A 26,676-nucleotide genomic window follows, 5' to 3' on the forward strand; every position below is an offset into this window, starting at 1 on the left:
CCTCCCGGGGACGTCCTGTACGCACCCCGTCACCCGATCGGCCGGTCCGACGCCGTTGTGAGCGACGCGGCACGCCCGGGTGGGCAGAGGGAGGGCGGTCAGGCGGTGAGCTCGGCCTCGCGGCCCATCACGCGGTCGCCGGCGATGTCGGTCCCGCGCTGGGTGGGCACGACGCCGGGCCCGGCGGTCATCGACGCAGCGGGGGCCAGGGCGGCCCGCGCGGCGACGGCGGCGAAGTAGGTCTGACGACGACGCTCGGCGACGCCGTCGGGACGGCTCGCGGCGGGCACCAGGTCGGGGTCGAGGCCGGCGTTCATGCCGTCGCGCAGCAGCGTGAGCGCCTCGGTGCGCAGCTGGCTGATCCGCGACTGCGTGACGCCCAGCTCGTCGGCGAGCTCGGCCACGGGCCGGTCCTGCAGGAACAGGCCTTCGACGACGAAACGCAGGCGCTCGGGCAGGGTGTGCACGGCCGCACCGAGCCAGCGCAGGCGCTCGTCGACGAGCAGCGCCTCCTCGGGGTTCGGCGACTCGTCGCGGACCAGGTCGGCGACGGGGTGCTCGGTGGCGTCGATGGACAGCACGCGACGCTCGGCGTCCTGGCGGGCCCGGTCGACGGTCTCGACGTCGGAGCCCAGGGCCTCGGCGAGCTCGACGCGCGAGGGGGTGCGGCCGAGGGCGGCGGTGAGCCGCTCGGACGTGGCGGCCAGCTCGCGCACCCGGTGCCGGGCGCCGCGGGACGCCCAGTCCATGGAGCGCAGCTCGTCGACGAGCGCACCGCGGATGCGCAGCGCGGCGTAGCGGGCGAACGGCACCCCGGTGGAGGGGTCGTAGGCGCGGGCTGCCAGCACCAGCGCGAGGGAGCCGGCGGAGGCCAGCTCGTCGCGCGAGACCGTCGGGGGGACGCGGTGCAGGAGCTCGCTGACGTGGTAGCCGACGAGCGCAAGGTTGGCGAGGACGAGAGCGTCGCTCTCGGCGCTCGCCTCGCTGGTGTTCCGGCTCTGCTTCACGTTGCTCACAGGTCGGTGGTCGGTTGCCATGGCGGCAGTCTTGAGCACGAAGGCTCTTCGCGGGAACAGCCAGTTTTCGGGGCCGGGTGAATCCCATCGTTGGCAATCCGGACGTACCCGGTCGGCGAATCGCCCAGCGTGACCCATAGGCGTGTGGACCGGGCTCACCTTGTGTGACGGACATCACACAGGATTCTCCTTGGTCTCCCCCGTCGATGTGCTGCTACCCGGACGTACGTCCAGTTCAGCGACGGTCCGCACCGCGTGATTCCGCCGCAGAACCCCCACGCCCGCAACTTCCTTCACCGAACTCGTCAGCAACCGGACGCAAGGCCCGATGGGCAGGGAACGACCGGTCGGCGACCCGAGCGGCGCACGCAGGAGAAGGGACGACGATGGCTCTGAACCGGCTGTCCGAGGTGCTGTGGCAGGAGCGCCACCTCCTCGAGCTGCTGCTGTTCAAGCTCGAGGAGGAGCAGCTGCTCCTCACGAGCGGACGCACCCGTTGGCTCGCCCACGCCACCCGCGAGGTCGAGCAGGTGCTCGCCGAGATCCGCGACGCCGAGCTCGGCCGGGCCGTCGAGGCCGAGGCCGTCGCCCAGCAGCTCGGCATCGACCCCGGCACGAGCCTGGGCGTCCTCGCCGACCACGCACCGGCACCCTGGGACGAGCTGCTGCGCGCGCACCGCGACGCGTTCGCCGTCCTCACCGCCGAGATCTCGCAGCTGGCCGACGGCAACCGCGAGCTCCTGGCCATGTCGCACCGGGCCACGCAGGAAACCCTGATGACCCTGCACGAGACCGTCCACACCTACGACGGCACGGGTCAGCGCCACGACGGCGAGGTCTTCGCCCAGCTGCTCGACCGCTCGATCTAGGAGGCACCACCCCGTGAGCACCTTCTCCGGACTCGGCACCGCGCTGAGCTCGTTGATCGCCCAGCGCCAGGCCCTCGAGGTCTCCGGCCAGAACGTCGCCAACGCCAACACCGTCGGGTACACGCGCCAGCGCGCCACCATGGTCTCCCAGCCCACCGCCGTGGTCGCCTCGATGTTCTCCACCTCGGACGGCGTCGGCAACGGCACCCGCGTCAACGGCGTCGCCCGCCTCGCGGACAGCTTCCTCGACGCCCAGGTGCGCGTGACCACCTCCTCCACCGCCTACCTCAGCGTGCGCGCCACCGCGTACTCCACGCTCGAGAAGTCCGTCGGCGAACCGGCCAAGACCGGCCTGGCCACCCAGCTCAGCAGCATGTGGTCGGCCTGGCAGGACCTGGGCAACACGCCGAACAAGGACTCCGCCCGCGCCGTGGTGATGGAGACCTCCACCGCGGTCGTCGACCGACTCGCCTCGCTGTACACCGCCGCCCAGACGCAGTGGGAGCAGGCTCGCACCAGCACCGTCGGTGCCGTCGCCGAGGCGAACACCATCGGGGCGAACGTCGCCGACCTGAACAAGCAGATCCTCAACATCCAGAACGCGGGCGGCAACGCCAACGAGCTCATGGACCAGCGCGACCTGTACGTCACGCAGCTGTCCGAGCTGGTCGGCGGCGTGGCCAGCGTGCGCGACAACGGGCAGATCGACGTCCTGGTCGGCGGCAACGCTCTCGTCTCGGGCACCACCGTCCACACGCTCGCGGTCACCGGCGCCACGACGTTCGCGCAGGCCACCGACCCCACCACGCCGGTCGGCGTCTCGGTGGAGTGGGCGCACCGCCCGGGCGTGTCCGCCGGCCTCAGCAGCGGCACCGTGGGCGGGCAGCTGTCCGTGCTCGCACCGGCGGACGCCAGCGGCACCGGCGGGATCCTCGCCGAGGCAGCCGCCCGGTACAACGCGCTCGCCACCACGATCGCCGGCCAGGTCAACTCGCTGCACCAGAGCGGGTACACCATCGCCGGTACCACCGGCAGCGACTTCTTCTCCCTCGCGCCGGGCACACCGGCGGCCCTCGGCCTGACCATCGCGGTCGCCGGCCCCGCCGACATCGCGGTGGGTGGCGCGAACCTCGGTGCGCTCGACGGGTCCATCGGCACCAAGATCGGTGCACTCGGCGCCTCCCCCGCCGGTCCCGACGCCCAGTGGAGCGCCACCGTCGTCGAGCTGGGCAGCCGCGCCGGCAGCGCCACCGCACGGCACACCGTGGCCGAGGCGGCACGCACCAACGCCGCCACCCAGCAGCTCTCGCAGGCCTCCGTCGACACCGACGAGGAGACGGTCAACATGCTGGCCTTCCAGCGCGCCTACGAAGGTGCCGCCCGGGTGATGACCGCCATCGACGAGATGCTCGACACCCTCATCAACCGGACCGGCGTGGTCGGGAGGTAGTGACCAGTGATTCCCCGAGTGACCCACCTGACCGTGCAACGGTCGACCCTGGGCAACCTGCAGACGAACCTGCGGTCCATGGCCGACCTGCAGACCAAGATGTCCAGCGGCAAGAACGTCAACGCGCCGTCCGACGACCCGGCGGCGGCCTCCGACATGCTCCGGCTGCGCAGCGACCAGCGCACGGCCAGCCAGTTCGGCCGGAACGCCACCGACGCCGAGGCCTGGCTCACCACGGTCGACAGCGCCCTGACCACGTCGCTGGCAGCCCTGCGCCGCGCACGCGACCTCACGGTGCAGGGTGGTGACGCGGCCCTCGGGGCGCAGTCCCGCGAGGCCCTCGCCGCCGAGATCGACGGCGTCAAGGCCCAGCTGCTGAGCCAGTCCAACGCCACGTACCTGGGCCGCACGGTCTTCGCCGGCACCTCGAACGCCGGCTACGCCTTCGACGAGACCACCTACGCCTTCACCGGCACGGTGGCCGGCACCACGCCGCCCGTCGAGCGCACGGTCGGCGACGCCGTCGAGGTCCGCGTCGACGCCGACGGCGCCGCGGTCTTCGGCGAAGGCGCCACCTCGGTGTTCGCGCTCCTCGACGACATCGCCACGCAGCTGCGGGCCGGAGGCGACCCCACGGGCTCGCTCGACGAGCTCGACGCGCACAAGGACGCGATGCTCACCCAGGTCGCCTCCGTCGGTGCCCGGCACAACCAGGTGCTCACCGCGCAGTCCACGCTGGCCGACCGGCAGCTCGCGCTCACCACGCAGCTGTCCGCCATCGAGGACGTCGACCTCGCCGCGATCATCCTGGACCTGCAGGCCCAGGAGGTCGCCTACAAGGGCGCCCTCGGCGCCACGGCCAAGGTGCTGCAGCCCACGCTCCTGGACTACCTGCGATGAGCGCCGCCACCCTGACGAAGGAGGCGCCCACCGTGCGCACCTCGACCACGCTCCCCGTGCGGACCACCCGCGGCACCGACGCGGTGCCCGCACTCCTCACGCTCGTCGACCCGCTGCCCGGCCTGCCGGCGCACGACACGCTCGAGCTCGACGCGCTCGACGACGCCGGCGCGCTGTTCGCCCTGCGCAGCACCGACGACACCGGGGTTCCTCTGCGACTGTTCGTCGTCGCACCGGACGCGTTCTTCAGCGGCTACACGCCCGACGTGGCCGCCACCGCGGCTCGTCTGCGGGCCGACGGCACCGACGCCGGGCACACCGTGCTCGTCGTGGTGCACCCCGCCGGCCCCCACCACGCCGAGCCGACCGCCAACCTGCTCGCACCACTCGTCGTGGACCTCGCCTCCGGGCGCGCCGCCCAGGTGGTCCTCGAGGGCGACTGGCCGCTGCGGGCACCACTGAGCTGACCTCCCGCACGACGGACCTCGGCGACCTCCTCAGAGTCGGCGCCGACCGACCGATGGTGCGAGGGACAGCTCAAGAACACGAGGGAGGGACGATGAGCGTGCTGCACGACTTCAGCTTCCGACGTCACGTCGGGTCCGTGACGATCCAGCGTCAGCCGATCGTCCACCCGGACCGTAGCGTCTTCGGCTATGCGGTCCGGGCGCAGATCATCGGCGCCGGCGGCACCCCGGAGGCCGACGACCGCGTCGAGCACCTGGTGGACGCCGAGCTGGGCCAGCTGGACCTGGAGGCGCTCGGCGGCGACCGTCCGCTCGTGCTGCGCGCCACCACCGGCATCTTCACCGGACGTCAGCAGCTCACCCCGCCCCGCAGCGGACTCCTGCTGGAGATCCCGCTGCCGCTGGCCATGCGTGACGACGCGGTCGCGCTCGCCTCCACGCTGCGCGGCTCCGGGCAGCGACTCGTGCTCGGCGACTACAGCGGGACCGCCTCGCAGGACGCGCTGCTGCCGTACGTCGACCACGTGAAGCTGGACACGGCGCGCAGCGCCGACCGCATCGCGACCCTGGTCGAGCGTGCGCACCACAGCGGCGCGGGCGTCATCGGCGAGCGCGCCGACACCCGCGAACGGATCCGCCTGTCCCGCGAGATCGGCATCGACCTGCTGCAGGGCCCGATGTTCGAACGCAACCACGAGGTCACCGGCCGCGACTTCACCGCCGGCGAGCTGCAGTGCCTCGAGCTGATGCAGCTGCTCTCGGCCGACTCGATCGACCAGGCCGCCGTGGTTCGCATGGTCGGCTCCGACCCCGAGCTCGCGATCCGCGTGCTGCACCTGGTCAACTCCAGCTCGTACGGCATGCGCTCACGCGTCGACTCCGTGCACCAGGCCGTCGTGCTGGTCGGCCCGCAGCAGCTGGCCGCCCTGGCGATGGCCTCCCTCATCGACGCCCGCCCGACCACCGTCGGCGCCCTGTGGGCCGTGCTCACCCGGGCCCAGACCGTGCGCTCGCTGGCCGGCTCCGACGCGGGGTACACGGTCGGGCTGCTGTCCGCCGTCGCCGCGCAGCAGCACTACTCCGTGGACGACCTCGTGCGGCGCACCGGCGTCTCGGACGACATCGCCCAGGCGCTGCGCACGTCCACGGGACCGTACGGACCGGCCCTGGCGGCCGTGCTGGCCCACGAGGAGAACGACGTCGAGGGGGTCCTGGCCACCGGTCTGGAGCCGTTCGACGTGGCGCACACGTACCTGGCGGCAGTGCCCGAGGCCCTGGCCACGGCGAGCGCGCTGGCGATCAGCTCGGCCGGCTGAGCGGCGTCCGGCGCCCCACGGGCGCGCAGTAGGCTCGGGCCCGTGGGCACCCTGCGCGAGGACCTGATGAACCCGAGCACCCAGTCGCCGGTGGACCCCGTGAAGGTCGACCTGCGGCACGTGGTGCTCGTCGGCATGGCGCTGTGGACCGTCGGCCTGATCGTCGTCGGCGTGCTCGCCCTCACCGGCCGGGCACCCGGCCAGGCCGTCGCGGTGTGCGTCGCGGGTCTCGTGCTCGGCGTGCTCGCCCTGCTCTGGACGCGCAGCCACACCGACTGAACCTCAGCAGCCGCCCTCGTCAGGGGTGTGCAGCCCGTCCAGCTGCACCTCCACCGCCCGGTCCGGGTCGGTGAGCACCTGCTCCACGGCGTGCCGCAACGTCCAACCACCCACGGCCCACGCCAGGCCGGCGGCCAGCCCGGACACGGTCGTCGCGTGCACCTGCGCGTCCGCACCCGAGCCCAGCACCCACCAGTCGACCGGTGCACCGTCGACCGTCAGGTCCTCGTGCTCGTACCAGCGGTCCGGGGCCCCGGGGAGCAGGGCACGGACCTCCGGCGGCACGTCCACCAGGGCGCCCTGCGCGTCGACGAGCCCCTCGGCCAGGTCGGCGGCGTGCGGCACGTCCAGGAACGCCGCCAGGGCAGCCGCCCGCCCTGGGTCGACCGCCGGGACCATCGCCGCCACGTCGGTCCGCTGCCACCAGAAGGGTGCGTCGGCCACCGCGGCGTCCTCGGCACGGACCACGGCGACCCGCCCGGGGCCCACCAGCGCCGGCACCGTGGCCGGCGCCCAGTCCGTCGCGGCACCAGGCTGCGGGCCCTTCCCGTCGCCCGCGTGCGACGCCACGGACCATCCCGCAAGGCCACGCCACACCGCGACGGCCGTACGCACCTCGACCGCCGAGCCGACGCGCCCCAGCCCACCCAGCACCGCCGTCCAACCGTCCGCGTCGAGCTCGGTCGTCTCCGCGACACCTCCCAGAGCCCGCTGCACCTGCACGTCGAGCCCCGCCAGAGCCGGGGGTGCACCGGGCAGCGTCGCGGCCAGCACCGCGGCAGCCCCGTCCACCGCGAAGGGGCCATCGGGCACGGCACCCGATCGTGTGCGCACCCACCACTGCGTGTACGACGGCGCGTGGCCGCCCCGCTCCGCCCGCACCGGTACCAGCAGCGCGTCGCGCAACGCCGTCGTCGACGCGATCCGGTGCAGCACGCGGGGCCACGCATCCACGTCGACCGCATCCAGGTCGGCCACGGCCACCAGGTCGCCCACGTACTCCCCCGCACCCAGCCGCACCGCCAGGTCGTCCAGGTACTCCGGCCACCCGTCGAGCTGCTGGGCGGCCAGCGCCGCGGCGTCCGTCGCGTCCGGGTCGAGCGCGTCGGCGTCCGCGACCTGGTCGGGCAGCGCGACGAGCACCAGGTCCTGCCGCACCCCGGCAGTCACCAGGGCGCGCGCACCCCAGCGCTCCACGGTCTCCAGCGCCACCGGGGCCAGCACCCGGTGGTCGAGCAGCTGCGCGGCCGGTGAGCCGGGCAGGACCAGGCCGTGCGCGGGGGTGGGCTCACCGTCCGCGGCAGGCAGCGTGAGCAGACCCAGCCACGCGGCCACACCGGGCTCGAGGGTCGGCACCGCGAGCCGCCCCTCGGCGGCCTGCGCCCCGTCCTCCGGGTCGTCGTCGTGCAGCACCGCCGCCACCAGGGCGAGCACCGCGTCGGTCACCTCGTCCGCGAGCTCCAGGTCGTCGTCGTCCGCCTGCGCCAGCACGGCCGCGCGCACCGCCGGGTTGCCGAGCAGCCCCGCGGCGCCGGTCTCGTCCGCGCCGAGCCGCCCGAGCAGCGGGTCCGCGGCAGCAGGATCCACCACCCGCAACCCCCAGCGACCGAGCAGCGCCAACGCCCTCGCCCCGACCCGGTCGACCACGTCGGCGGCCAGCAGGACCGTGCCCCGCACCCCCCGCACGACCCGCCCGTCGACGAGCGGGACGGGCAGCCCCCCGAGCGCCTCGCGCACCTGCGGGTCCGCGTCCGCGGCAGCCAGCGCCGCGTACAGCCGCGCCCACGGCACAGCCGGGTCGGTCGGCAGCTGCTCGACCACGTCCGCCAGCGGACGCACCTCGACCCCGAGCACCCGGGCCTCGGTCTCGCGGCCCGGCGGGACACGCACCAGGTCGGCCACGGCGTGCGCCAGCGCCTCGACCGCGCCCTCGTCGCGCCCCACCGCACCGGCGACCGCGACCGCACGGTCCGGTGCCACGAACCCGCCCTCGTCGGCGGGGTCGTGCGTGGGCAGCAGCGGCGTGCGCGCCAGCCGAGCGACCACCCGCGCCCGCAGCGACCCGTCGAGCGTGCCGGCCGCGAACCCCGTGGGCACCAGGGACAGCGGGTCGCCGCCTTCGCGGGCCAGCTCCTGCGCCAGCTCGGCCAGCACGTCCGCGGCGTGGTCGAGCACGGCGTCGGTGGCCGGCCCGGCCGCCACGTGCCGTCGCGAGGGGTCCAGCGGCACCGTCGCGATCAGCAGCGCCGGGACCGTGCAGTCCTCGTCCGTGGGCGTCGGGGCGTGCACCACGGGGTCCCAGCCCACGTCGACACCGGCGCGAGGCACGGCCCAGGTCACCCGCCACGACCGGCTGCCGCGCTCCTCGACCGGCCGGTCGGCCAGCAGGTGCGCGGCGAGCTCACCCTGGCCGCTGGCCACGTGCCACCGGGACGCCGCATCGGCCACCCGCCGGCCCGGGGCGTCGGAGGTGAGGTCCTCCACGACGATCTCGACCAGCCCCGGCAGGCCCAGCAGCAGCGGGTCCCCGACCTCGGCCAGCAACGCACGCACCTCGTCGGCGGCGACCTCGTCACGCAGCCGCAGCACGACGGCCGTGTCGTAGCCGCTCGGCGGGCGGCCGTCGGCCGGCAACGGCAGGCGCAGCGCCGGCAGCGAGCCGTCACGTCGGTGCACCTCCTCGGCCAGCACACGGTCCTGCGCGCCCGCCTGGTCCAGCAGTGCCCGGGCGTCCGCCAGCGAGAACCGCACACCGCCCGTGGTCGAGAGCACCGACACGTCGTCGGACACGGCCCGGACGGCCGCGAACCCGACGCCGAACCGCCCGACCACGGCACCCCCGTGGGGTGCGCCGGCGTCCGTCCGGTGCGCCGTGCCCGGCCACTTCGCCGAGGCCCGCATCGACGCGAGCGAGGCCACCCCGGCGACGTCGAGCGGCGCACCGGTGTTGGCCGCGACGAGCACCGGCCCGCCCGACCGGTCGCCGGCCACGTGCCGGGACCCGTCCTCCGGGCCGTCGGTGGCGTGCGTCAGGCGCAGGAGCAACCGCCCGGGGACCCCGGCACGCACCGCGGCGTCGGAGGCGTTCTGCGCCAGCTCGACGAGCACACGGTCGCGGTAGTACCCCCGGGCGTGGTCCTCCTCGAGGTTGGCGTCCTCGCGCAGGCGTGCCGGTGACAGACGCCACGCCTCCAGGACGGCGGCGCGCAGGTCCGCCGTGCCGAAGACGTCGGGGCTCACGGCCCCTGGTCGGTGTCGGGCTCGGCGGGAGCCCCGTCCACGGCGGGTGCCTCGTCGACGGCAGGAGCCTCGTCCGCGGCAGGCTCGTCGACCTCGGGGGTCTCCTCCGCGGCCGCTGCGGCATCCGTCGGTGCGGCGCCCGTCGCTGCGGGCTCGGCCCGCTCCTCGGGTTCCACGATCTCGAGCAGGGCCTCGTCGATCAGCGGGTCCGGCGCCGGCCAGTCGCTGGGCACCGGGTCGACGTCCGTCTCGGAGTGGGCACCGCAGCCGTGGTCCACGCTGACGACCTTGCCGTCGTCGGGCGACCACTCGTTGGCGCACACCCCGAACACCGTGCCGAGCGACCCGCGCAGCGCGACCAGGAACCCGCACGACCCGCACGCCGCCGCCGAGGCGAGCGACCCCGCGGACGTCGGTCCGCGCGACCCGCGGTACCAGCGCTCGGCGGCCTCGTCGCGCCCCTCGGGCGAGAGCACCCGGGCACGGGCCAGCGCCAGCTCGTCGATGGCGACCGCGTCGAGCTCGGGGTCGCCCGACGGCGTCCACCCCGGCTCCAGGCGCGGGTCGTCGGCGCGGAACGGCAGCACGTCCCCGGGCCCGATGTCGCCCGGACGCAGACGGTCGGCCCACGGCACCCAGGCGGGCGCGAGCACGGCGTCCGGGCCGGGCAGCAGCTCGGCCTCGCAGACGGTCGCGGTCCGGGCGCGGGGCACCCGGGCGACGGTGACGGTCCACTCCCAGCCGCGGTACCCGCGCGCCGTGCACGCGAACCGGTGCGAGACGAGACGCTCGCCCTCGACGACCAGACCGAGGTGCTCACCGACGTCCGAGGGCTGCTCGGCGAGGCCGAGGGCGACCTCGCGGGCGAGCTCGACGGCCGAGCCGAGCACAGCGTCCTTCGTCGCGGCAGCCACGTCAGGCCTCGATGTCGTCGGCGACGGCGCGCAGCAGCGTGGCGTACTGGGTGGCGCGGGCCTTCTCGGGGTACCGGCCGCGGCGCAGGTCGTTGCCGACCTTGTCGAGCACCTTGATCAGGTCCTCGACGATGATCGCCATGTCGTCGGCGGGCTTGCGCTGCGCCTTGGCGACCGAGGGCACCGGGTCCAGCAGCGTGACGGACAGCGCCTGCGGGCCGCGCCGGCCGTCGGCCACGCCGAAGTCGACCTTGGCGCCGGGCTTCGGCGCGGTCACCCCCGCGGGCAGGGCGGAGGCGTGCAGGAACACCTCACCGCCGTCGTCGCTGGCGATGAAGCCGAAGCCGCGTTCGGTGTCGAACCACTTGACCTTGCCGGTGGGCACCGCAACCTCTGGGATCCTCGGAGAACATGGACGGCCCCAGGCTACCGGCATGCAGCCGCTCCGGGGTCGGTCAGCCCTGCGCGAGCCGGTCGAGCGCGAGCGCCGCCAGCACGGCCGGCCCCACCGCGAGCGCCTCGTCGGCGAACCGCGCCTGCGCGGAGTGGTTGTAGGCGGCCGTCGTCGGGTCGGCACCCACCGGTGTCGCCCCGACCGCCAGGTACGCCCCGGGGACCTGCTGCAGCACGTACGAGAAGTCCTCGGCACCGGAGATCGGCTGGGGGGCCTCCAGGAAGGCGCGCTCGCCGAACAGCGCGGTGGTCAGTCGCCCCACGCGCGCGAACTCGTCCGGGCGGTTGACGGTGACCGGGTACCCGCGCTGGTAGTCCACGCTCACGGTCAGGCCGTGCGCGGCGGCGACACCCTCGCACACCCGCTGCACCCGCTCGGGCACCAGCGCGTGCACGGGCTCGGAGAACGTGCGGACCGTGGCCTCCAGGTGCGCGGTCGCGGGGATGACGTTGTCCGTGGTGCCTGCGGCGATCCGGCCGACGGTGACCACGACCGGGTCGAACACGTCGAACTGGCGGGTCACCATGGCCTGCAGGGCCAGGACGATCTCGGCGGCGACGGGCACGGGGTCGAGCGCGAGATGCGGCATCGAGCCGTGGCCGCCGGCACCGTGCACCGTGACGTGCACCGTGTCGGCCGCAGCCAGCAGCGTGCCGGGCCGTGAGGTCACCAGCCCCGCGGGCAGCATCGAGGACATGACGTGCAGGCCGTAGGCGGCCACGACCCGCTCCCCCGCGGCGTCGAGCACGCCCTCCTCGATCATCAGGCGTGCGCCGTGGTCGCCCTCCTCGCCGGGCTGGAACATGAGCACGACCGACCCGGCGATCTGCTCACGTCGGGCGGCGAGCAGCCGGGCGGCACCGACCAGGCCGGCCACGTGCAGGTCGTGACCGCACGCGTGCATGACGCCGTCGCGCTCGGACGTGAACGGCTCGCCCGAGCGTTCGGTGACGGGGAGCGCGTCCATGTCGGCACGCAGCAGCACGGCCGGGCCGGGCGACGCGCCGCGCAGCACGGCAACGACCGAGCTGAGCCCCGTCCCGGTCGTGACCTCCAGGTCGAGGTCCGCGAGCGCGTCGAGCACGAGTGCCTGCGTGGCGGGCAGGTCCAGGCCGATCTCGGGTGTGCGGTGCAGCGCGTGGCGCAGCGCGACGACCTGCTCGAGCTGTGCGGCGGCGTCGGCGCGCAGCCCGGCGAGGGTGCCGGGGTCCAGGAACGGCTGCGCGGCGGGGTCGGTGGTCACATCGGGTCCTTCGCTGACGAGGGTGCGGAGCGGGCAGGCACCCGGTCGGGCAGTGGGTCGGGGTCGGCGCCGGCCGCGTCGGCTCGCGTGCCGGCGAGCGTGTCGACGGGGTACAGCAGCCGTTCGGACACGCGCCACGCGCCGACCGCCGAGACCGTCAGACCGATCGCCGCGTACACGGGCACCAGCCTGAGGGCGTCGCGCGAGACGAGCCACTCCGCGACGAACAGGAACGTGCCGCCGAACAGCGCGATGGCCGCCCCCGCGGGCACCCCGAGGGCCACCGCACGGATGGGCACCGGGAACAGCCGGGCCCCCGCCACCGGGGTCACGCCCAGCTGCAGCCCGATGCAGGTCGTGAACAGCGGTGCGGCGACCACGTACGGCAGCACACCGGAGGCCATCGCGAGCAGGAGCGGCACCACGAGCACCGCGGCGGCGGTGAACCCGGTGCGGATGAGTGGCAGCGGCCCGAACCGGTCGGCCAGGAACCCTGAGGCGATCATCGCCGCGAGCAGGCACACCAGGGCGACGGTGTGCTGCGAGGTGGCTTGCGCCTCGGTGTACCGCCCGGTGTGCACGGCCAGCTCGGGCAGGTAGACGCTGCCCAGGTACACGCCCATGGTCGATCCGATCGTGAGCATGAACGCCAGCAGCATCCGTCCGGCGTGCGCACGCACCAGCGGCAGGGTCGGTCCGACACCGGCGGCCCGGACCTTCTCGAACACCTCGGACTCGGGCACGCCGCGGCGGATCCACAGGGCGAGCAGACCGCACAGCGAGGCGACGGCGAACGCGATGCGCCACCCGCCGTCCTCGACGCCGTCGACGCCCATCGCACCCAGGAGCACCGCCAGCACGATCGTCCCGGCCAGGGTGCCCAGCGCGTCGCCCGAGTACGCGAACGCCCCGAACCGGTGCCGCCGGTCGGCGGGGGCCACCTCGACCACGTAGGTCGCCGCGGTGGCCACCTCGCCGCCCATGGCGATGCCCTGCAGCATGCGGGCCAGCACGACGATCACGGCGGACCAGGCGCCGACCGCGGCGTGCGTGGGTGCGACGGCGATCAGGGCGGAGCCGACGGCGATCATGCTGACGGAGGCCAGCAGCCCTGTCCGCCGGCCGCGGGTGTCGGTGAGCCGGCCCATGAGGAACGAGCCGACGGGTCGGGCGATGAACCCGACGGCGAACACGACGTAGGCGCTGAGCACCTGCGTCACCCGGTCCGCCCCGGGGAAGATCTGCCCGGCGAAGTACGGCGCCAGCAAGCCGTAGATCGTCCAGTCGAGGGACTCGACGAAGATCCCGCCCGTGCTCGCGACCACGATCCGACGACGGCCGACCGCCATGACCCCTCCTCGCCGCGCGGGACGGCGCCCGCATGCTGGGACGCCAGTGTCCACCGCGCAGGTTACCGGTGGGTAACCACGGGTGACGCGGGCTCGGCGGGGTCGCCGGCTCAGTCCAGCGGGAGCGGCCCGAGCACCCCGCTGAGCAGCTCGCGGGCCTCGCGCACCCCCGCGAGGTACGCCATCGAGACCGCGAACATCTCGCGTGAGAGCTCGGCCACCGGTTCGGTGTCGAACTCCACGGCGGCCAGGTACGCGTCGAGCACGTCGCAGGCCACCTCCACCTCGTGCGTCGGGCGTGTGCGGTGGATCGAGGTCCCCAGCTCCTCGACGCTCATGTCGAGCAGCTCGGCGACCATCCGCACCAGGGTCTCGGTGGACGCGGCCAGAGGGTCGTGCGGCACCAGGATCTCCGCGGCGCTCGCACGGGCCAGGGACCGCAGGGCGACCTCGTCGTCGCGGTGCCCGGCGATCGCCATGACCTCGAGCACCAGCATCGACCGGAACCGGTAACGACCCAGCAGCACGAGGGCCTGGTGCAGGTTGCGCACCCGTTGCCCGGCGCCGGCCACGGAGTTCACGACGCGGAACACCTTCAGGGTGATGGCCGGGTCGGCGGCGGTCAGCCGCGCCAGCACCCGGTAGGACACGTGCGGGTCGCCCAGGCGCACGAGCAGCCGGGAGGCCACCAGCGCGTGGTGCACCAGCGCGGGCCGCGACAGCACGACCGGTCGACGCAGGTGGTAGCCCTGGTACAGGTCGAACCCGGCGTCGGCCGCCAGCGTGAAGTCGTCGGCGGTCTCGACCCGCTCGGCCACCAGCCGCGCGCGCGGCGCCTGTCGACGCACGTGGGCGACCAGGTCGGGCAGCGCCTCGACCGGTACGTCGCCCAGGTCGACCTTGACGTACTCGCACAGCGGGAGCATCTCCTCGCGGTGGTCACCCGGCGCGTAGTCGTCCAGCGCGAGCGCGAAGCCCCGGCGGTGCAGACGGTCCAGCCCCGCCATGACCTGCTCGTCCGGGGCGACCCGTTCGAGCACCTCGAGCACGACGCGGCGGGGGTCGAGGGGCACGGGCAGCTCGTCGACGATGAACGAGCGCGGCAGGTTGACGAACAGCTGACCGTCACCGGCCAGGTCACGCGTGCCGAACTCGGTGGTGGTGGCCACGATCACGGAGGCGGTGGCCTCGTCGTCGCCGGTGACCCGCACACCCTCGGTCTCGGGGCCGATGCCCACACCCGAACGATCGGCGGTCCGGCTCGGCCGGAACAGCAGCTCGTGCCCGACCACCCGACCGAGCACGTCGTGGATGGCCTGCCGACCCACGCAGATCTCCCGGACCGCAGGCGGGAGCACCTCGATCGGGCCAGAGCTCACGTGACCACCTTCCGCGTGACGTACCTGGTCGCGTCGTGCTGACAGGTGACCTTTCCCCACTCAGCTCCCCCTCCCATCGACCCCGGCGTCCGGGGCGTGAGGAACTCCACCCACGTATCGTGGTGCGGATGGCCACGTTCACGGGGTACCTGCGCTCGCGCGGCGACGACATGCTCGTCGAGCTGCTGCGCCGACGCCCCGACCTGGCGGCGCCCTCCCCGGCGACGCTGACCTCGCTGGCTGCGCGGTCGACGAACCGTACCGGGCTGGAACGCGCACTGACGCACGTCGACGCGCAGGTCCTGCAGGTGCTGGAGACCGTCGTCGCCCTCGGACCGCTCCGCCGCGACCAGGTCCTGCAGGCGGTCGGCGCCGCCGACCCGGCGGACGCCCGTGCGGTGACGCACGCGATCGACGAGGCGGTCGCACTGGCCCTGCTGTGGCCGCAGGAGGACACCCCTGACGCACCGCTGCACACGAGCCCCGGCCTGGCCGAGGTGCTCGGGCCGTTCCCTGCCGGGCTCGTCCCGCTGGACGGCACGGCCGAGATGCCGGCCCGGCGGCAGGCGGCCGCGCAGCCGCCACGGGATCCGCAGGAGCTGGACGCGCTGCTGGCGGGGGCGCCCGCCGGGGCCCGCCCCGTGCTCGACGCGCTGACCTGGGGGCCTCCGGTCGGGGTCGCGCCCCCGGCGGGGTCCCCGGCAGGTCAGGCCGTCGCGTGGCTGACCGAGCACGGGCTGCTCGACCAGGGCGACGCACGGCACGTCGTGCTGCCGCGCGCGGTCGCCCTCGCCCTGCGGGAGGGCCGCACGCACCGCGAGCCGGCTCGCGCGCCGTCGCTCGGCACCGAGGCGGTCGACCGTCCGGCCGCGCTGGTGAGCGCCGAGTCGACCGCCGCCGCCGAACGCGCCGTGCGGCTCGTGGCGCACCTGGTGCGCCTGTGGGGGCGTACACCCCCGGCGGTGCTGCGCGCCGGGGGCCTCGGGGTGCGCGACCTGCGGCGGACCGCCGGGCTGCTGGAGGTCGAGGAGGCCGAGGCGGCGCTCGTGGTCGAGCTGGCCGGTGCGGCCGGGCTCGTGGCCGACGACGGCGAGGAGACACCGTCGTTCGTGCCGACCGTGCTCGCCGACGAGTGGGCCGCCACCCCGCTGCCCGACCGCTGGGCGCGGCTGGCCGGCGTCTGGCTGACCACCACCCGCACGCCGTGGCTGGTCGGCGGGCGCGACGAGCGCGGCACCGTGGTGGCGGCGCTCGACCCCGAGCTGCACCGCCCGTGGGCGCCCCGGCTGCGCCGCTCGGTGCTCGACGTGCTGGCCGACGCCCCGGACGGCTCGGCGCCCGGCGCCGAGCGGGTGGTCGAGACGTTGCGGTGGCGCACGCCGCGCGCCGTCCCGCCCACCGCGGCCGTCGCGGCCGTGCTTGCCGAGGCGTCCCTGCTCGGGGTCGTCGGCGCGGGCGCACTCTCCCCGTCCGGTCGGGCGTTGCTCGGCGCAGGCACCGACGGTGCCGCCGAGGACGCCACCGCGCCCGCCCTGCCCCCGACAGCCCCGGCGACCCAGGCGAGCTCGGCGGTCTCGGTGAGCGACGCGGCCGTCACCGGTGCCACACCGGCCGCGCGGGCCCTGGCCGCCACGCTGCCGGAGCCGGTCGACGAGCTGCTGCTGCAGGGCGACCTGACGGGCGTCGTCCCGGGCCGCCCGACGGCCGCCCTGGAGGACCTGCTCGACCGTGCCGCCGTGGTGGAGTCCCGCGGCGGCGCACTGACGGTGCGCTTCACCCCGGCGTCGGTGCGCGCGGCCCTCGACGGCGGCAGCACGGCGGACGACCTGCTGTCCGAGCTGGCCACCCGCGCCCGCGGCGGGGTGCCGCAGGCGCTGGAGTACCTGGTCCGCGACGCGGCCCGGCGGCACGGACGCCTGCGGGCCGGCATGGCCTCCAGCTACGTGCGTTCCGACGACCCCTCGCTGCTGGCCGGTCTGGTCGACGACCCGCGTCTGGCGCGGCTGGGCCTGGTACAGCTGGCCCCGACCGTGCTGGCGGCGCAGGCACCCACCGGCGAGCTGCTCGACGCGCTGCGCGAGCACGGCCTGGCCCCGGTCGCCGAGACGCCCGACGGTCAGGTGGTGCACACCGCGCTGACGGTGCACCGGGTGCGCGGCCGGGTCGCCGACCGCGCCCGCCGACGTGCGCTCGACGGCGCCGCGGCGCCCGCGGGCGACCCCACCGCACGCCTGGCCTCGCTGGTCCGTCGGCTGCGGACCGCCGAGCCCGACGGCGCCGGCACCTCCACGGCCGCGGGGTCCGACCTGTCGGGCCCCGACGGACTGGGCGGCAGCGGGGTCCCGGCGGGCGGCGGAACAGCCGAGCCCGCCGAGGCGTTGGTGCTGCTGCGTGAGGCCGCCGCCGAGCGCGCGCAGGTGTGGGTCGAGCTCGTCGGCTCGCAGGGCGTGCCGCAGCGACGGCTGCTGCGCCCGGTGGTGGTCGAGGGCGGCCGCCTGCGTGCCGTGGACGCCGAACGTGAGGCCGAGCTGACCGTCGCCGTGCACCGCATCGCCTCGGTGACCCGCGCCTGACACCTGACCGAACCCGCTACACCGCCACACCACCCAGCCCCAGGAGGCGCGCGTGCCCGACGGCCCGCTCATCGTGCAGAGCGACAAGACGCTGCTGCTCGAGGTCGACCACGACCAGGCCGAGGCCTGCCGGCGCGCGATCGCCCCGTTCGCCGAGCTCGAGCGCGCCCCGGAGCACGTGCACACCTACCGGCTGACCCCGCTGGGCCTGTGGAACGCCCGCGCCGCCGGGCACGACGCGGAGCAGGTCGTCGACGTGCTGCTGGAGTACTCCCGCTACCCGGTGCCGCACGCGCTGCTGGTCGACGTCGCCGAGACGATGTCCCGGTACGGGCGCCTGCAGCTGGTGCAGGACCCGGTGCACGGGCTCGTGCTGCACGCGCTCGACGCCGCGGTGCTCGCCGAGGTGACCCGGTCCAAGCGCACCGCAGGCCTGCTTGGGGCGCGCCTGGACGACACCGACGTCGTGGTGCACCCCTCCGAGCGCGGGCACCTCAAGCAGGTGCTGCTCAAGCTCGGCTGGCCGGCGGAGGACCTCGCGGGCTACGTCGACGGCGAGGCGCACCCGATCGAGCTGCGGCAGGACGGCTGGTCGCTGCGTCCGTACCAGCAGCAGGCCGTCGACGGTTTCTTCCACGGCGGCTCGGGCGTGGTGGTGCTCCCGTGCGGCGCCGGCAAGACGCTGGTCGGCGCGGGCGCCATGGCACGGTCGGGCACCACCACGCTGATCCTGGTGACGAACACCGTCTCGGCGCGGCAGTGGCGTGACGAGCTGGTCAAGCGCACGTCCCTGACCGAGGACGAGATCGGCGAGTACTCCGGTGCCCGCAAGGAGGTCCGCCCGGTCACCATCGCCACCTACCAGGTGCTGACGACCAAGCGGAAGGGCGTCTACACGCACCTGGAGCTGCTCGACGCGCGCGACTGGGGTCTGGTCGTCTACGACGAGGTGCACCTGCTGCCCGCGCCGATCTTCCGCATGACGGCCGACCTGCAGGCCCGCCGCCGGCTCGGCCTGACGGCCACGCTCGTGCGCGAGGACGGCCGTGAGGACGAGGTCTTCAGCCTCATCGGCCCCAAGCGGTTCGACGCGCCGTGGAAGGACATCGAGGCGCAGGGCTACATCGCGCCCGCCGACTGCATCGAGGTCCGGCTCACGCTGCCCGACTCCGAGCGGATGACCTACGCGACGGCCGAACCGGAGGACAAGTACCGCCTCGCGGCCACCGCGTCCGGCAAGAACAAGGTCGTCGAGCAGATCGTCGCGTCCCACGACGGCGCGCCGACCCTGGTCATCGGCCAGTACCTCGACCAGCTGCACGAGCTCGCCGAGCACATCGGCGCCGACCTGATCACGGGCGAGACGACGGTCCGCGAACGCCAGCGCCTGTTCGACGCGTTCCGCGCGGGCGAGATCACCAAGCTGGTGGTGTCCAAGGTGGCGAACTTCTCGATCGACCTGCCCGAGGCGTCCGTCGCCGTGCAGGTGTCGGGCTCGTTCGGCTCGCGGCAGGAGGAGGCCCAGCGTCTGGGCCGGCTGCTGCGCCCCAAGGGCGACGGGCGCACGGCGCACTTCTACACGGTCGTGGCCCGCGACACCGTCGACCAGGAGTTCGCCGCCCACCGTCAACGGTTCCTGGCCGAGCAGGGCTACGCCTACACGATCCTGGACGCCGAGGACCTGGACGCAGGTCCTCGCTGACGCCACCGCCCCGGACGGGAACCGGGGGTCGGCACCCCACGTTGCACCGGTGTGCCGGCCTGAGAAAGGATCGAACCCGTGCCTCCCCGTCGTCGCAGGTCCGTGTCGTCCCTTTCCTCCGCCGCCGGAGGGGTGAGGCCATCGGCGCGAGCCCGGTCGGCGCGCCTGGCCGCGGTCGCCGCGTCCTTCGGCGCCCTGGCGCTGGGCCTGGCGCCGGCCGCGTCGGCCCTGGCTCTGCCGACCACCGACCCGTTGACGCTCACCGCCGAGATCACCGACCCCGTCGGTGCGCTCGAGGGCAGCACGGACGACGTCCAGGCCGCCCTGGACCAGCTGGCCACCGAGACCGACTACCAGCTGTACGTGGTGTACGTGGACGACTTCGGCGACGCCACTCCCGACGAGTGGGTGCAGGCGACCGCCGAGGCGTCCGGGCTCGGCTCGCAGGACCTCATGCTCGCCGTGGCCGTCGACGCACGGCAGTACCTGCTCGCGCCGGACAGCGTCGAGGGGTTGTCCAGCAGCGACCTCAGCTCGATCGCCTCGAAGACCGAGGACGCGCTGCGGGACGGCGACTGGGCGGGTGCGGCGATCGCCACGGCCGACGCGATCCGGGAGGAAGCCACGGGCGGCTCCGGCGGGACCTTCGTCTGGCTCCTGCTGGGCGGGCTCGTCGTGATCGGCGTGATCGTCGCCGTCGTGGCGGCCCGCGGCCGCCGTGCGGGCTCCCCGGTCATCACCGGCCCGGGCGCCCCCGGCGAGGGCGACGGGCTCGACGCGCTGCCCACCGCCGAGCTGGACCGGCGCTCGTCGTCGGCGCTGGTCGCCCTGGACGACGCCCTGCGCACGTCCGAGCAGGAGCTCGGGTTCGCGCACGCGCAGTTCGGCGACGAGGCCGTCAAGGAGTTCGACACGGTCCTCGCGCAGGCGAAGGCGCAGGTCATGGAGGCGTTCAGGCTGCGTCAGACGCTCGACGACGACATCCCGGACACCGAGCCGCAGGTCCGCGAGACCGCGATGCTCATCATCCGCCAGTGCGCGAAGGTCTCCGGCGAGCTCGACGCCCAGGCTGCGGCGTTCGACGCGTTGCGCGACGCGCAGGCGACCGTGCCGACCGCGCTCGACGAGCACGAGCGCGCCGCCGCGGCCTGCGCTGCACGTGTGGACACCGCGAACGCCACCCTGGCCACGCTCGGGGCGACCTACCCGGCGCAGTCGCTGGCCTCGGTCGCGCACAACCCCGCGCAGGCGCGTCTGCTGCTGGAGCAGGTGAGCGACGCCGTGGCGAAGGGCCGGGCGGCCGTCGCGGCCGAGGACCGCGCCACCGCCGTCGGCTACGCGCGCGCCGCGCAGGAGGCCCTCGGCCAGGTCGGCACGCTGCTGGACGCGGTCGACCGCGCCGGCAAGGACCTGGCCTCCGCGGGTGTGCGGCTCTCGGCGGCGATCGAGTCGATCAGCGCCGACCTCGGCGACGTCGACCGCCTCGCGGCCGGCAGCGCCGACATCGCCCCGTTCGCGCAGGACGCCCGCACCGCCGTCGAGGAGGCACGGGCGGCCCGCGACGGCGGCGGCGACCCGCTGGCGGCCCTGCGCCGCATCGGCGAGGCGGAGGCGGCGCTCGACCGCGCACTGGCTCCACGGCGCCAGGCCGAGGAGGTCGCCCGCCGGGCCCAGGCGCAGCTCGTGGAGACGCTGGGCCGGCTGGACTCCTCGATCCGCGCGACCACCGACTACATCGAGACCCGCCGCGGCGCCGTGGGTCCGGCGGCACGCACCCGGTTGGCGGAGGCGACCCGTCTGTTCCGGTCGGCCCTCGACCAGCAGGTCCTCGACCCGGCGGCGGCCCTCAATGCGGCCGGCCGTGGCGAGAAGCTCGTCCAGGAGGCGCAGTGGAGCGCCCAGGGTGACGTCGAGCGGGCCGAGCAGGACCAGGCGCGCCGCGGGGGCGGTGGCAGCCCGTTCAACGGCGTCGGCGGCATGGTGCTCGGGGGCATCCTCATCGACTCGATCCTGCGCGGGGGCGGCGGGGGCGGGTTCGGCGGGGGCGGCGGTTTCGGCGACGGCGGTGGGTTCGGCGGCGGCGACGGGGGCGGCTTCGGCGACGGAGGCCACGGCGGCGGGTTCTGACGGCCGGGCAGCACAAGGACGGCCGGTCCACGGCACCAGGACGAGTTGAACGGCAAGGACGCAGGTGTTCCTACGACGAAAGGCACGACCGATGACCGAGAAGCAGTCCATCTTCGGACGCATCACCCAGCTCACCCGTGCGAACATCAACGCGCTCATCGACAGCGCCGAGGACCCGCAGAAGATGCTGGACCAGCTCGTGCGCGACTACACGAACTCGATCGCGGACGCCGAGAAGGCCATCGCGCAGACCATCGGCAACCTGCGCCTGGCCGAGCAGGACTACAACGAGGACGTGCGGGCCTCGAGCGAGTGGGGTCAGAAGGCGCTGGCCGCCTCCGCACGGGCCGACCAGTACCGCGCCGCGGGCGACGCGCTCAACGCCGACAAGTTCGACAACCTGGCCAAGGTCGCGCTCGGCAAGCAGATCACCGCCGAGCAGGAGGTCCGTGACGCGGGCCCGATGATCGCCCAGCAGCGCGAGACGGTCGAGAAGCTCAAGGCCGGCCTGGCGATGATGAAGGACAAGCTCGGCCAGCTCAAGCAGCGCCGGGACACGCTCGTGGCCCGGCAGAAGTCGGCGCAGGCGCAGCAGACCGTGCAGACCGCGATCTCCTCGATCAACGTGCTGGACCCCACGAGCGAGCTGGCCCGGTTCGAGGACAAGGTGCGCCGCGAGGAGGCGGTGGCCATGGGCCAGGCCGAGATCGCCGCGTCGAGCTTCGACTCGCAGTTCGCCGAGCTCGAGCAGTCGACCGCGTCACTGGAGATCGAGGCCCGGCTCGCCCAGCTGAAGTCCGGTTCGTCGACGCCGCAGATCGCACCCACCCAGGTCACCCCGGCCATCGAGGCCCCCTGACGTGACGGGTGAGGCCCGAGCGCCGGGTGCGCGCGGGCCTCACCCGGTTCGCCCGGCACGTTGGACCCTCGTGCGCCGAGCCTTCACCACGTCGGCGTGGCAGCGTTCTCATACCGTGACCACCATGTGACCTGCGCGGCTTCGGTCATGGGACGAGCGGGGGGTACCGTGCCTCCTCGTGAGTCCTGCGCACACCCCCGTCGTCACCGTCGTGCAGCTCGATGCCGGCGTCCCCCTCGACCGTTTCGCCGACTGGCTGGACGGTGTCGAGACCCGCACCGTGCACGCCTACCGTGGCGAGCCCCTCACCGTCGACGAGGTCGGCGACGGCCTGATCGTCCTCGGCGGCCAGATGTCCGCGCTCGACGTGGACGTCCCCGGCATCGCCGCGACACGCACGCTGCTGGCCGAGGCGGTCGCCGCCGGTGTGCCGACGCTCGGCATCTGCCTGGGCGCCCAGCTGCTGGCCGTCGCGCAGGGCGGTCGCGTGCACGTGGCGGCCCCTCCCGGCCGTGAGGCCGGTGTCATCGAGGTGCACTGGCGCCCCGAGGCCCTCACCGACGCGCTCGTCGGGCCCCTGCTCGACCCGGGGACGCCGGAGGAGCGCCGCACGACCCCGATGCCGTCGATGCACGCCGACGCCGTGGTGGACCTGCCCCGGGGTGCCGTGTGGCTCGCGCACTCGCGCCAGTACCCGTACCAGGCGTTCCGGGTCGGCCCGTCCGCGTGGGGCCTGCAGTTCCACCCGGAGGCCTCCCCCGCGACGCTGCACGCGTGGGCGCAGCTGCACGCGGACGTCGACACGGCGGCCGTCGACGAGGCCGTGCAGCGGCACGACCGGTCGATCGCGGCGCACGGCGCGCTCCTGGCCCGCACGTTCGCCGGTGTGGTGCGGGAGCGCACGCAGGACGCCGTCCTCGTCTGACGGGTCCGGGGCGCCCGCGACGCCCGCCGGAGCGGGGCGGGAACGTGGAGCCGGCTCCCAGGCGGCTCCCAGGCCGGCCCGGCAGACTGGGTGCATGACCGCCCCGTCGTCCGCGCCCGAGGCGCGCCTGCTCGTCGTGGACGACGAGCCGAACATCCGCGAGCTGCTCGCCACGTCGCTGCGCTTCGCCGGGTTCGAGGTGCACGCCGCGGCGGACGGTGGCCATGCCCTGCAGCTGGCCCGCGACGTCGAGCCGGACCTGGTGGTGCTCGACGTGATGCTCCCCGACATGGACGGGTTCACCGTCACCCGGCGCCTGCGCGAGAAGGGCCAGCACGTGCCCGTGCTGTTCCTCACGGCGCGCGACGACACCTCCGACAAGGTGCAGGGCCTGACGGTCGGCGGCGACGACTACGTCACCAAGCCGTTCAGCCTGGAGGAGGTCGTGGCGCGCATCCGGGCGATCCTGCGCCGCACGCAACCCGGCGACGTCGACGACTCGAGCGTGCTGCGGTACGCCGACCTGGAGCTGGACGACGACTCGCACGAGGTGCGCCGCGCAGGCCACGACATCGAGCTGTCGCCCACCGAGTTCAAGCTGCTGCGCTACCTCATGCTCAACCCGGGACGGGTGCTGTCCAAGGCGCAGATCCTCGACCACGTGTGGCAGTACGACTGGGTGGGTGACGCCAACATCGTCGAGTCGTACATCTCGTACCTTCGGCGCAAGGTCGACCAGCTGGAGGACGCCGACGGGAACCGCCTGCCGCCCCTGATCCACACCAAGCGGGGCGTGGGGTACCTGCTGCGCGAGCAGTCGTGACCTTCGAGGCCACGCACGCCCGGTGGGCGGGGGTGTCGCTGCGCACCCGGCTGGTGACGATCATCGCGGTGCTGCTCGGTGCGGGCCTGATGCTCGCGGGCGCCGCCACCGCGACGCTGCTGCGGGGCACGCTCGTCGGGCAGGTCGACGACAAGCTGCAGGCGGAAGCCGGGTACCAGGCCAAGGCGGTGCTCTACGGCCAGTCGATCGGCGAGTACGCCCCCAGCGACTACTACGTGCGCTGGCAGTTCCCCGGCCTGGAGAAGGCGTTCCTCTCGCGCGCCGCGATCGCGCAGTACGGCGAGCCGTCGGTGCCCGACATCGGTGCCGACGAGGCAGCGGCCGCGTCCGGCGTGCCGTTCACGACGCACTCCTCGCTGACGGGTTCGCGCTGGCGGGCCGTGGCGTACCCGCAGTCGAACGTGCTCGGTCAGCAGGGGTCGGTGGTGGTGGCGCTGCCGCTGCTCGACGTGGACCGCACGGTGCGTCAGGTCACGCTGGCGATCGTGCTCACCGGGCTGGGCATCGTGCTGATCGGTGTCGTCGTGGGCGGCTGGGCGGTGCAGCGCTCGTTGCGCCCGTTGCGTGAGATCGAGACGACGGCGGCTGCCATCGCGGACGGCGACCTGTCGCGGCGTGTGCCGCCGGCCCCGGAGTCCACCGAGGTCGGCCGGCTGTCGGCGGCGCTCAACGGCATGCTGACCCAGATCGAGCAGGCGTTCGAGGCGCGCACCGCCTCCGAGGCCCGGATGCGCCGGTTCGTGGCCGATGCCTCGCACGAGCTGCGCACACCGCTGGCCACGATCCGCGGGTACGCCGAGCTGTACCGGATGGGCGCGCTGAGCGAGCAGGCACAGGTGGACGACACGATGCGACGCGTCGAGGAGTCCGCCACCCGCATGGGTGGCCTGGTCGAGGACCTGCTGGCCCTGGCCCGGCTGGACGAGCGACGGGCGCTGCGGACGGACCCCGTGGACCTGACGGTGCTGGCGGGCGACGCGATCAGCGACCTGCACGCCCTGGACCCGGGCCGACCGACCCGTCTGGTGCCGCTGACGGTCGACGGTGGCATCGGCCCGTGCGTCGTGACGGGCGACGAGGCACGCCTGCGGCAGGTCGTGGCGAACCTGGTCGGCAACGTGGTCCAGCACACGCCGCCGGGGACACCGGTCGAGCTCGCCGTCGGCACGCACGAGGGGGCCGGGGTGCTGGAGGTCCGCGACCACGGTCCGGGCATCGACCCCGCGCACGCCGCGCGCGTGTTCGAGCGGTTCTACCGGGTGGACGCCTCGCGGACCAGGGAATCGGGCGGTGCGGGCCTTGGCATGGCGATCGTCGCCGCGATCGTGCAGGCGCACGACGGCACGGTGGACCTGTCCGCGACCGAGGGGGGCGGGACCACGGTCCGGGTGCGGGTCCCCCTGGCTCTGGCGGCGCAGGAGCAGTCCACGTCCGGTCCGGGCGGTTCGTGACGGCAACTGCGGGCTACGATGACGGGTCCGAGACATGTTCGCCGTCACGTGAGGCTTGTTCATGGGCGTCATCGACGCACCGCAGTGGTTGTTGTCCGCGTACCAGCGCAGCGCTCTCGAGGCCGGTGCGACCGCCTCGCCGGCGGAGGTGCACAGCAGGGCCGAGGAGCTGGTCGCCCGATGGAGCGCACCCGGCCGCGAGTTCCACAACCTCCGGCACCTGGTCGACGTCCTGCAGCGGGTCGACGAGCTCGCCGAGGAGACCCACGAGCCGGCGCTCGTGCGCCTGGCCGCCTGGTACCACGGGGCCGTGTTCGACGCCGCAGACCTGAAGGCGTACGCCAACAAGGGCGGTGAGGACGAGGTCGCCAGCGGCGCCCTGGCCTACGCCGAGCTGACCGAGCTGGGGGTCCCCGCGGATCGCGCGGCCCGTGTGCGCGACCTGGTGGTGGCCCTCGTGCGGCACGCCCCGGACCCGAGCGACTTCGACTGCGCGGTGCTGTGCGACGCCGACCTGGCCATGCTGGCCGCCGAGCCGCAGCGGTACAAGGCGTACCTGCACGACGTGCGGGCCGAGTACTCGCACCTGCCCGTGGCCGACTACGTGCGGGCCCGGGTGCGGATCCTGCACAAGCTGCTGGACCGCGAGTCCCTGTTCGTCAGCCCCCTCGGCGCGGCGTGGGAGGAGCCCGCGCGGCAGAACCTGTCGGGCGAGCTGCAGCGGCTGGAGAAGGAGCAGAGCCGGTTGGCCGAGGAGGCTGCGGCACGCCAGGCAGCCGAGCAGTCCGACGTCGACTCCTGAGCAGCACCAGGGGCTGCGGATGGCCCAGCGTGGCGCTGAGGGGCACTGACGGGCACTGACGGTGCCGAACCGCCCTCAGCCCGCGCTCACGGGCCGGACGCCCGGTAGGTGTCCGGCAATCTCGGGCGGGCCCCGCAGCGCTCGTAGCGTCGGGACCTCCACCGCCGGACAACGGCCGGTGCCCGCCCGGGCGCCGCGCCTTCCGGCCACCCGGGAGGTCCCCATGAGCAGGTACGAGGTCGACAGCGCGCAGCTGGCCACATCCGCCGCATCGGTCCAGGCACGCGCCGCGACCATCCGCACCGAGGTCGCGGCCATGCACCGTCAGCTCGCCGAGCTGCAGGCGGGCTGGCGTGGTGCGGCGGCCGGGGCGTTCGCCGGTGTCATGACCGACTGGTCGGCCACCGAGGCCCGGGTCGACGCCTCGCTCGAGCAGATCGTCGCGGCCATGAACGCCGCGGCCCGCACCTACGCCGAGGCCGAGTCGCACGCCAGCCGGCTGTTCGTGCGCTGACAT

Annotated in this window: 22 protein-coding genes; 15 read left to right on the top strand and 7 right to left on the bottom strand. The window is 74.4% G+C overall.

Annotated elements, in window-relative coordinates; genetic code table 11:
* Positions 1 to 98: 98 nt before the first annotated feature.
* Positions 99 to 1,037: a sigma-70 family RNA polymerase sigma factor gene (locus ACTHAM_RS04865; RefSeq protein WP_440684922.1), complete on the bottom strand. Its 939-nt coding sequence runs from the start codon at positions 1,035 to 1,037 to the stop codon at positions 99 to 101.
* A gap of 365 nt (positions 1,038 to 1,402) precedes the next feature.
* Between ACTHAM_RS04865 and flgN the strand changes: the two genes are divergently transcribed.
* The 6 genes from flgN (at position 1,403) to ACTHAM_RS04895 (ending at position 6,297) form a co-directional block, all read left to right on the top strand.
* The gene (flgN, locus tag ACTHAM_RS04870) at positions 1,403 to 1,885 is read left to right on the top strand and encodes a flagellar export chaperone FlgN (RefSeq protein WP_440684924.1); all 483 of its coding nucleotides are present in this window, start codon (positions 1,403 to 1,405) and stop codon (positions 1,883 to 1,885) included.
* Positions 1,886 to 1,898: 13 nt separating this feature from the next.
* Entirely contained in the window at positions 1,899 to 3,335 is a 1,437-nt protein-coding gene (gene flgK / locus ACTHAM_RS04875; protein ID WP_440684926.1) for a flagellar hook-associated protein FlgK, read from the top strand.
* An 18-nt stretch (positions 3,336 to 3,353) separates the two neighbouring features.
* Complete coding sequence (gene flgL, locus ACTHAM_RS04880; RefSeq protein ID WP_440684928.1) at positions 3,354 to 4,235, top strand: flagellar hook-associated protein FlgL; 882 nt, start codon at positions 3,354 to 3,356, stop codon at positions 4,233 to 4,235.
* Positions 4,232 to 4,702, top strand: coding sequence for a flagellar assembly protein FliW (locus tag ACTHAM_RS04885; protein WP_440684930.1), 471 nt, complete (start codon positions 4,232 to 4,234; stop codon positions 4,700 to 4,702). The genes flgL and ACTHAM_RS04885 overlap by 4 nt, the downstream gene beginning before the upstream one ends.
* A 92-nt stretch (positions 4,703 to 4,794) precedes the next feature.
* The gene (locus ACTHAM_RS04890; RefSeq protein WP_440684932.1) at positions 4,795 to 6,018 is read left to right on the top strand and encodes an EAL and HDOD domain-containing protein; all 1,224 of its coding nucleotides are present in this window, start codon (positions 4,795 to 4,797) and stop codon (positions 6,016 to 6,018) included.
* Positions 6,019 to 6,060: 42 nt separating this feature from the next.
* Positions 6,061 to 6,297 (top strand): DUF2530 domain-containing protein, encoded by a 237-nt coding sequence (locus tag ACTHAM_RS04895; protein ID WP_440684934.1) that lies wholly within the window; start codon positions 6,061 to 6,063, stop codon positions 6,295 to 6,297.
* Between the two features lie 3 nt (positions 6,298 to 6,300).
* On the opposite strand, the gene ACTHAM_RS04900 is transcribed toward ACTHAM_RS04895, so the two are convergent.
* From ACTHAM_RS04900 to ACTHAM_RS04925, 6 genes are all read right to left on the bottom strand, one after another.
* Positions 6,301 to 9,537, bottom strand: coding sequence for a sacsin N-terminal ATP-binding-like domain-containing protein (locus ACTHAM_RS04900; protein WP_440684936.1), 3,237 nt, complete (start codon positions 9,535 to 9,537; stop codon positions 6,301 to 6,303).
* Positions 9,534 to 10,451: a DUF3027 domain-containing protein gene (locus ACTHAM_RS04905; RefSeq protein WP_440684938.1), complete on the bottom strand. Its 918-nt coding sequence runs from the start codon at positions 10,449 to 10,451 to the stop codon at positions 9,534 to 9,536. Before ACTHAM_RS04905 ends, ACTHAM_RS04900 begins: the two co-directional genes overlap by 4 nt.
* 1 nt (position 10,452) lies before the next feature.
* On the bottom strand, positions 10,453 to 10,836 hold the full coding sequence (locus ACTHAM_RS04910) for a cold-shock protein (protein ID WP_440684940.1): 384 nt from the start codon (positions 10,834 to 10,836) through the stop codon (positions 10,453 to 10,455).
* A gap of 70 nt (positions 10,837 to 10,906) precedes the next feature.
* Positions 10,907 to 12,148 (bottom strand): M20 metallopeptidase family protein, encoded by a 1,242-nt coding sequence (locus ACTHAM_RS04915; RefSeq protein WP_440684942.1) that lies wholly within the window; start codon positions 12,146 to 12,148, stop codon positions 10,907 to 10,909.
* Positions 12,145 to 13,497 carry an MFS transporter gene (locus tag ACTHAM_RS04920; protein ID WP_440684944.1) on the bottom strand — a complete coding sequence of 451 codons (1,353 nt, stop codon included), beginning with the start codon at positions 13,495 to 13,497 and terminating at the stop codon, positions 12,145 to 12,147. The genes ACTHAM_RS04915 and ACTHAM_RS04920 overlap by 4 nt, the downstream gene beginning before the upstream one ends.
* A 110-nt stretch (positions 13,498 to 13,607) precedes the next feature.
* A complete protein-coding gene (locus ACTHAM_RS04925) occupies positions 13,608 to 14,876 on the bottom strand; it encodes an EAL and HDOD domain-containing protein (RefSeq protein ID WP_440684946.1) in 1,269 nt (422 codons plus the stop codon).
* 128 nt (positions 14,877 to 15,004) lie between these two features.
* Between ACTHAM_RS04925 and ACTHAM_RS04930 the strand changes: the two genes are divergently transcribed.
* The 9 genes from ACTHAM_RS04930 (at position 15,005) to ACTHAM_RS04970 (ending at position 26,673) form a co-directional block, all read left to right on the top strand.
* The gene (locus ACTHAM_RS04930) at positions 15,005 to 17,449 is read left to right on the top strand and encodes a helicase-associated domain-containing protein (RefSeq protein WP_440684948.1); all 2,445 of its coding nucleotides are present in this window, start codon (positions 15,005 to 15,007) and stop codon (positions 17,447 to 17,449) included.
* 52 nt (positions 17,450 to 17,501) lie between these two features.
* Positions 17,502 to 19,151 (top strand): DNA repair helicase XPB, encoded by a 1,650-nt coding sequence (locus ACTHAM_RS04935; RefSeq protein ID WP_440684950.1) that lies wholly within the window; start codon positions 17,502 to 17,504, stop codon positions 19,149 to 19,151.
* Positions 19,152 to 19,283: 132 nt separating this feature from the next.
* Positions 19,284 to 21,278 (top strand): TPM domain-containing protein, encoded by a 1,995-nt coding sequence (locus ACTHAM_RS04940; protein WP_440684952.1) that lies wholly within the window; start codon positions 19,284 to 19,286, stop codon positions 21,276 to 21,278.
* A 91-nt stretch (positions 21,279 to 21,369) separates the two neighbouring features.
* Positions 21,370 to 22,137, top strand: coding sequence for a PspA/IM30 family protein (locus ACTHAM_RS04945; RefSeq protein ID WP_440684954.1), 768 nt, complete (start codon positions 21,370 to 21,372; stop codon positions 22,135 to 22,137).
* Between the two features lie 178 nt (positions 22,138 to 22,315).
* The gene (locus tag ACTHAM_RS04950) at positions 22,316 to 23,062 is read left to right on the top strand and encodes a type 1 glutamine amidotransferase (RefSeq protein ID WP_440684956.1); all 747 of its coding nucleotides are present in this window, start codon (positions 22,316 to 22,318) and stop codon (positions 23,060 to 23,062) included.
* Between the two features lie 94 nt (positions 23,063 to 23,156).
* Positions 23,157 to 23,885, top strand: a complete 729-nt coding sequence (locus tag ACTHAM_RS04955; RefSeq protein ID WP_440684958.1) for a response regulator transcription factor — start codon at positions 23,157 to 23,159, stop codon at positions 23,883 to 23,885.
* A complete protein-coding gene (locus ACTHAM_RS04960; protein ID WP_440684960.1) occupies positions 23,882 to 25,357 on the top strand; it encodes a sensor histidine kinase in 1,476 nt (491 codons plus the stop codon). The genes ACTHAM_RS04955 and ACTHAM_RS04960 overlap by 4 nt, the downstream gene beginning before the upstream one ends.
* Positions 25,358 to 25,418: 61 nt before the next feature.
* A complete protein-coding gene (locus ACTHAM_RS04965; RefSeq protein WP_440684962.1) occupies positions 25,419 to 26,159 on the top strand; it encodes an HD domain-containing protein in 741 nt (246 codons plus the stop codon).
* A 223-nt stretch (positions 26,160 to 26,382) separates the two neighbouring features.
* A complete protein-coding gene (locus ACTHAM_RS04970; RefSeq protein WP_440684964.1) occupies positions 26,383 to 26,673 on the top strand; it encodes a WXG100 family type VII secretion target in 291 nt (96 codons plus the stop codon).
* Positions 26,674 to 26,676: the final 3 nt, after the last annotated feature.

This window comes from Cellulomonas soli (assembly GCF_052036975.1).
Taxonomy (GTDB): Bacteria; Actinomycetota; Actinomycetes; order Actinomycetales; family Cellulomonadaceae; genus Cellulomonas; species Cellulomonas soli_A.

What these genes read in the sequence shown, in the direction of transcription:
- ACTHAM_RS04865 (WP_440684922.1), bottom strand. Translation starts at nt 1,037, where the DNA reads ATGGCAACCGACCACCGACCTGTGAGCAACGTGAAGCAGAGCCGGAAC.
- flgN (WP_440684924.1), top strand. Translation starts at nt 1,403, where the DNA reads ATGGCTCTGAACCGGCTGTCCGAGGTGCTGTGGCAGGAGCGCCACCTC.
- ACTHAM_RS04885 (WP_440684930.1), top strand. Translation starts at nt 4,232, where the DNA reads ATGAGCGCCGCCACCCTGACGAAGGAGGCGCCCACCGTGCGCACCTCG.
- ACTHAM_RS04890 (WP_440684932.1), top strand. Translation starts at nt 4,795, where the DNA reads ATGAGCGTGCTGCACGACTTCAGCTTCCGACGTCACGTCGGGTCCGTG.
- ACTHAM_RS04920 (WP_440684944.1), bottom strand. Translation starts at nt 13,497, where the DNA reads ATGGCGGTCGGCCGTCGTCGGATCGTGGTCGCGAGCACGGGCGGGATC.
- ACTHAM_RS04930 (WP_440684948.1), top strand. Translation starts at nt 15,005, where the DNA reads ATGGCCACGTTCACGGGGTACCTGCGCTCGCGCGGCGACGACATGCTC.
- ACTHAM_RS04945 (WP_440684954.1), top strand. Translation starts at nt 21,370, where the DNA reads ATGACCGAGAAGCAGTCCATCTTCGGACGCATCACCCAGCTCACCCGT.
- ACTHAM_RS04955 (WP_440684958.1), top strand. Translation starts at nt 23,157, where the DNA reads ATGACCGCCCCGTCGTCCGCGCCCGAGGCGCGCCTGCTCGTCGTGGAC.
- ACTHAM_RS04965 (WP_440684962.1), top strand. Translation starts at nt 25,419, where the DNA reads ATGGGCGTCATCGACGCACCGCAGTGGTTGTTGTCCGCGTACCAGCGC.
- ACTHAM_RS04970 (WP_440684964.1), top strand. Translation starts at nt 26,383, where the DNA reads ATGAGCAGGTACGAGGTCGACAGCGCGCAGCTGGCCACATCCGCCGCA.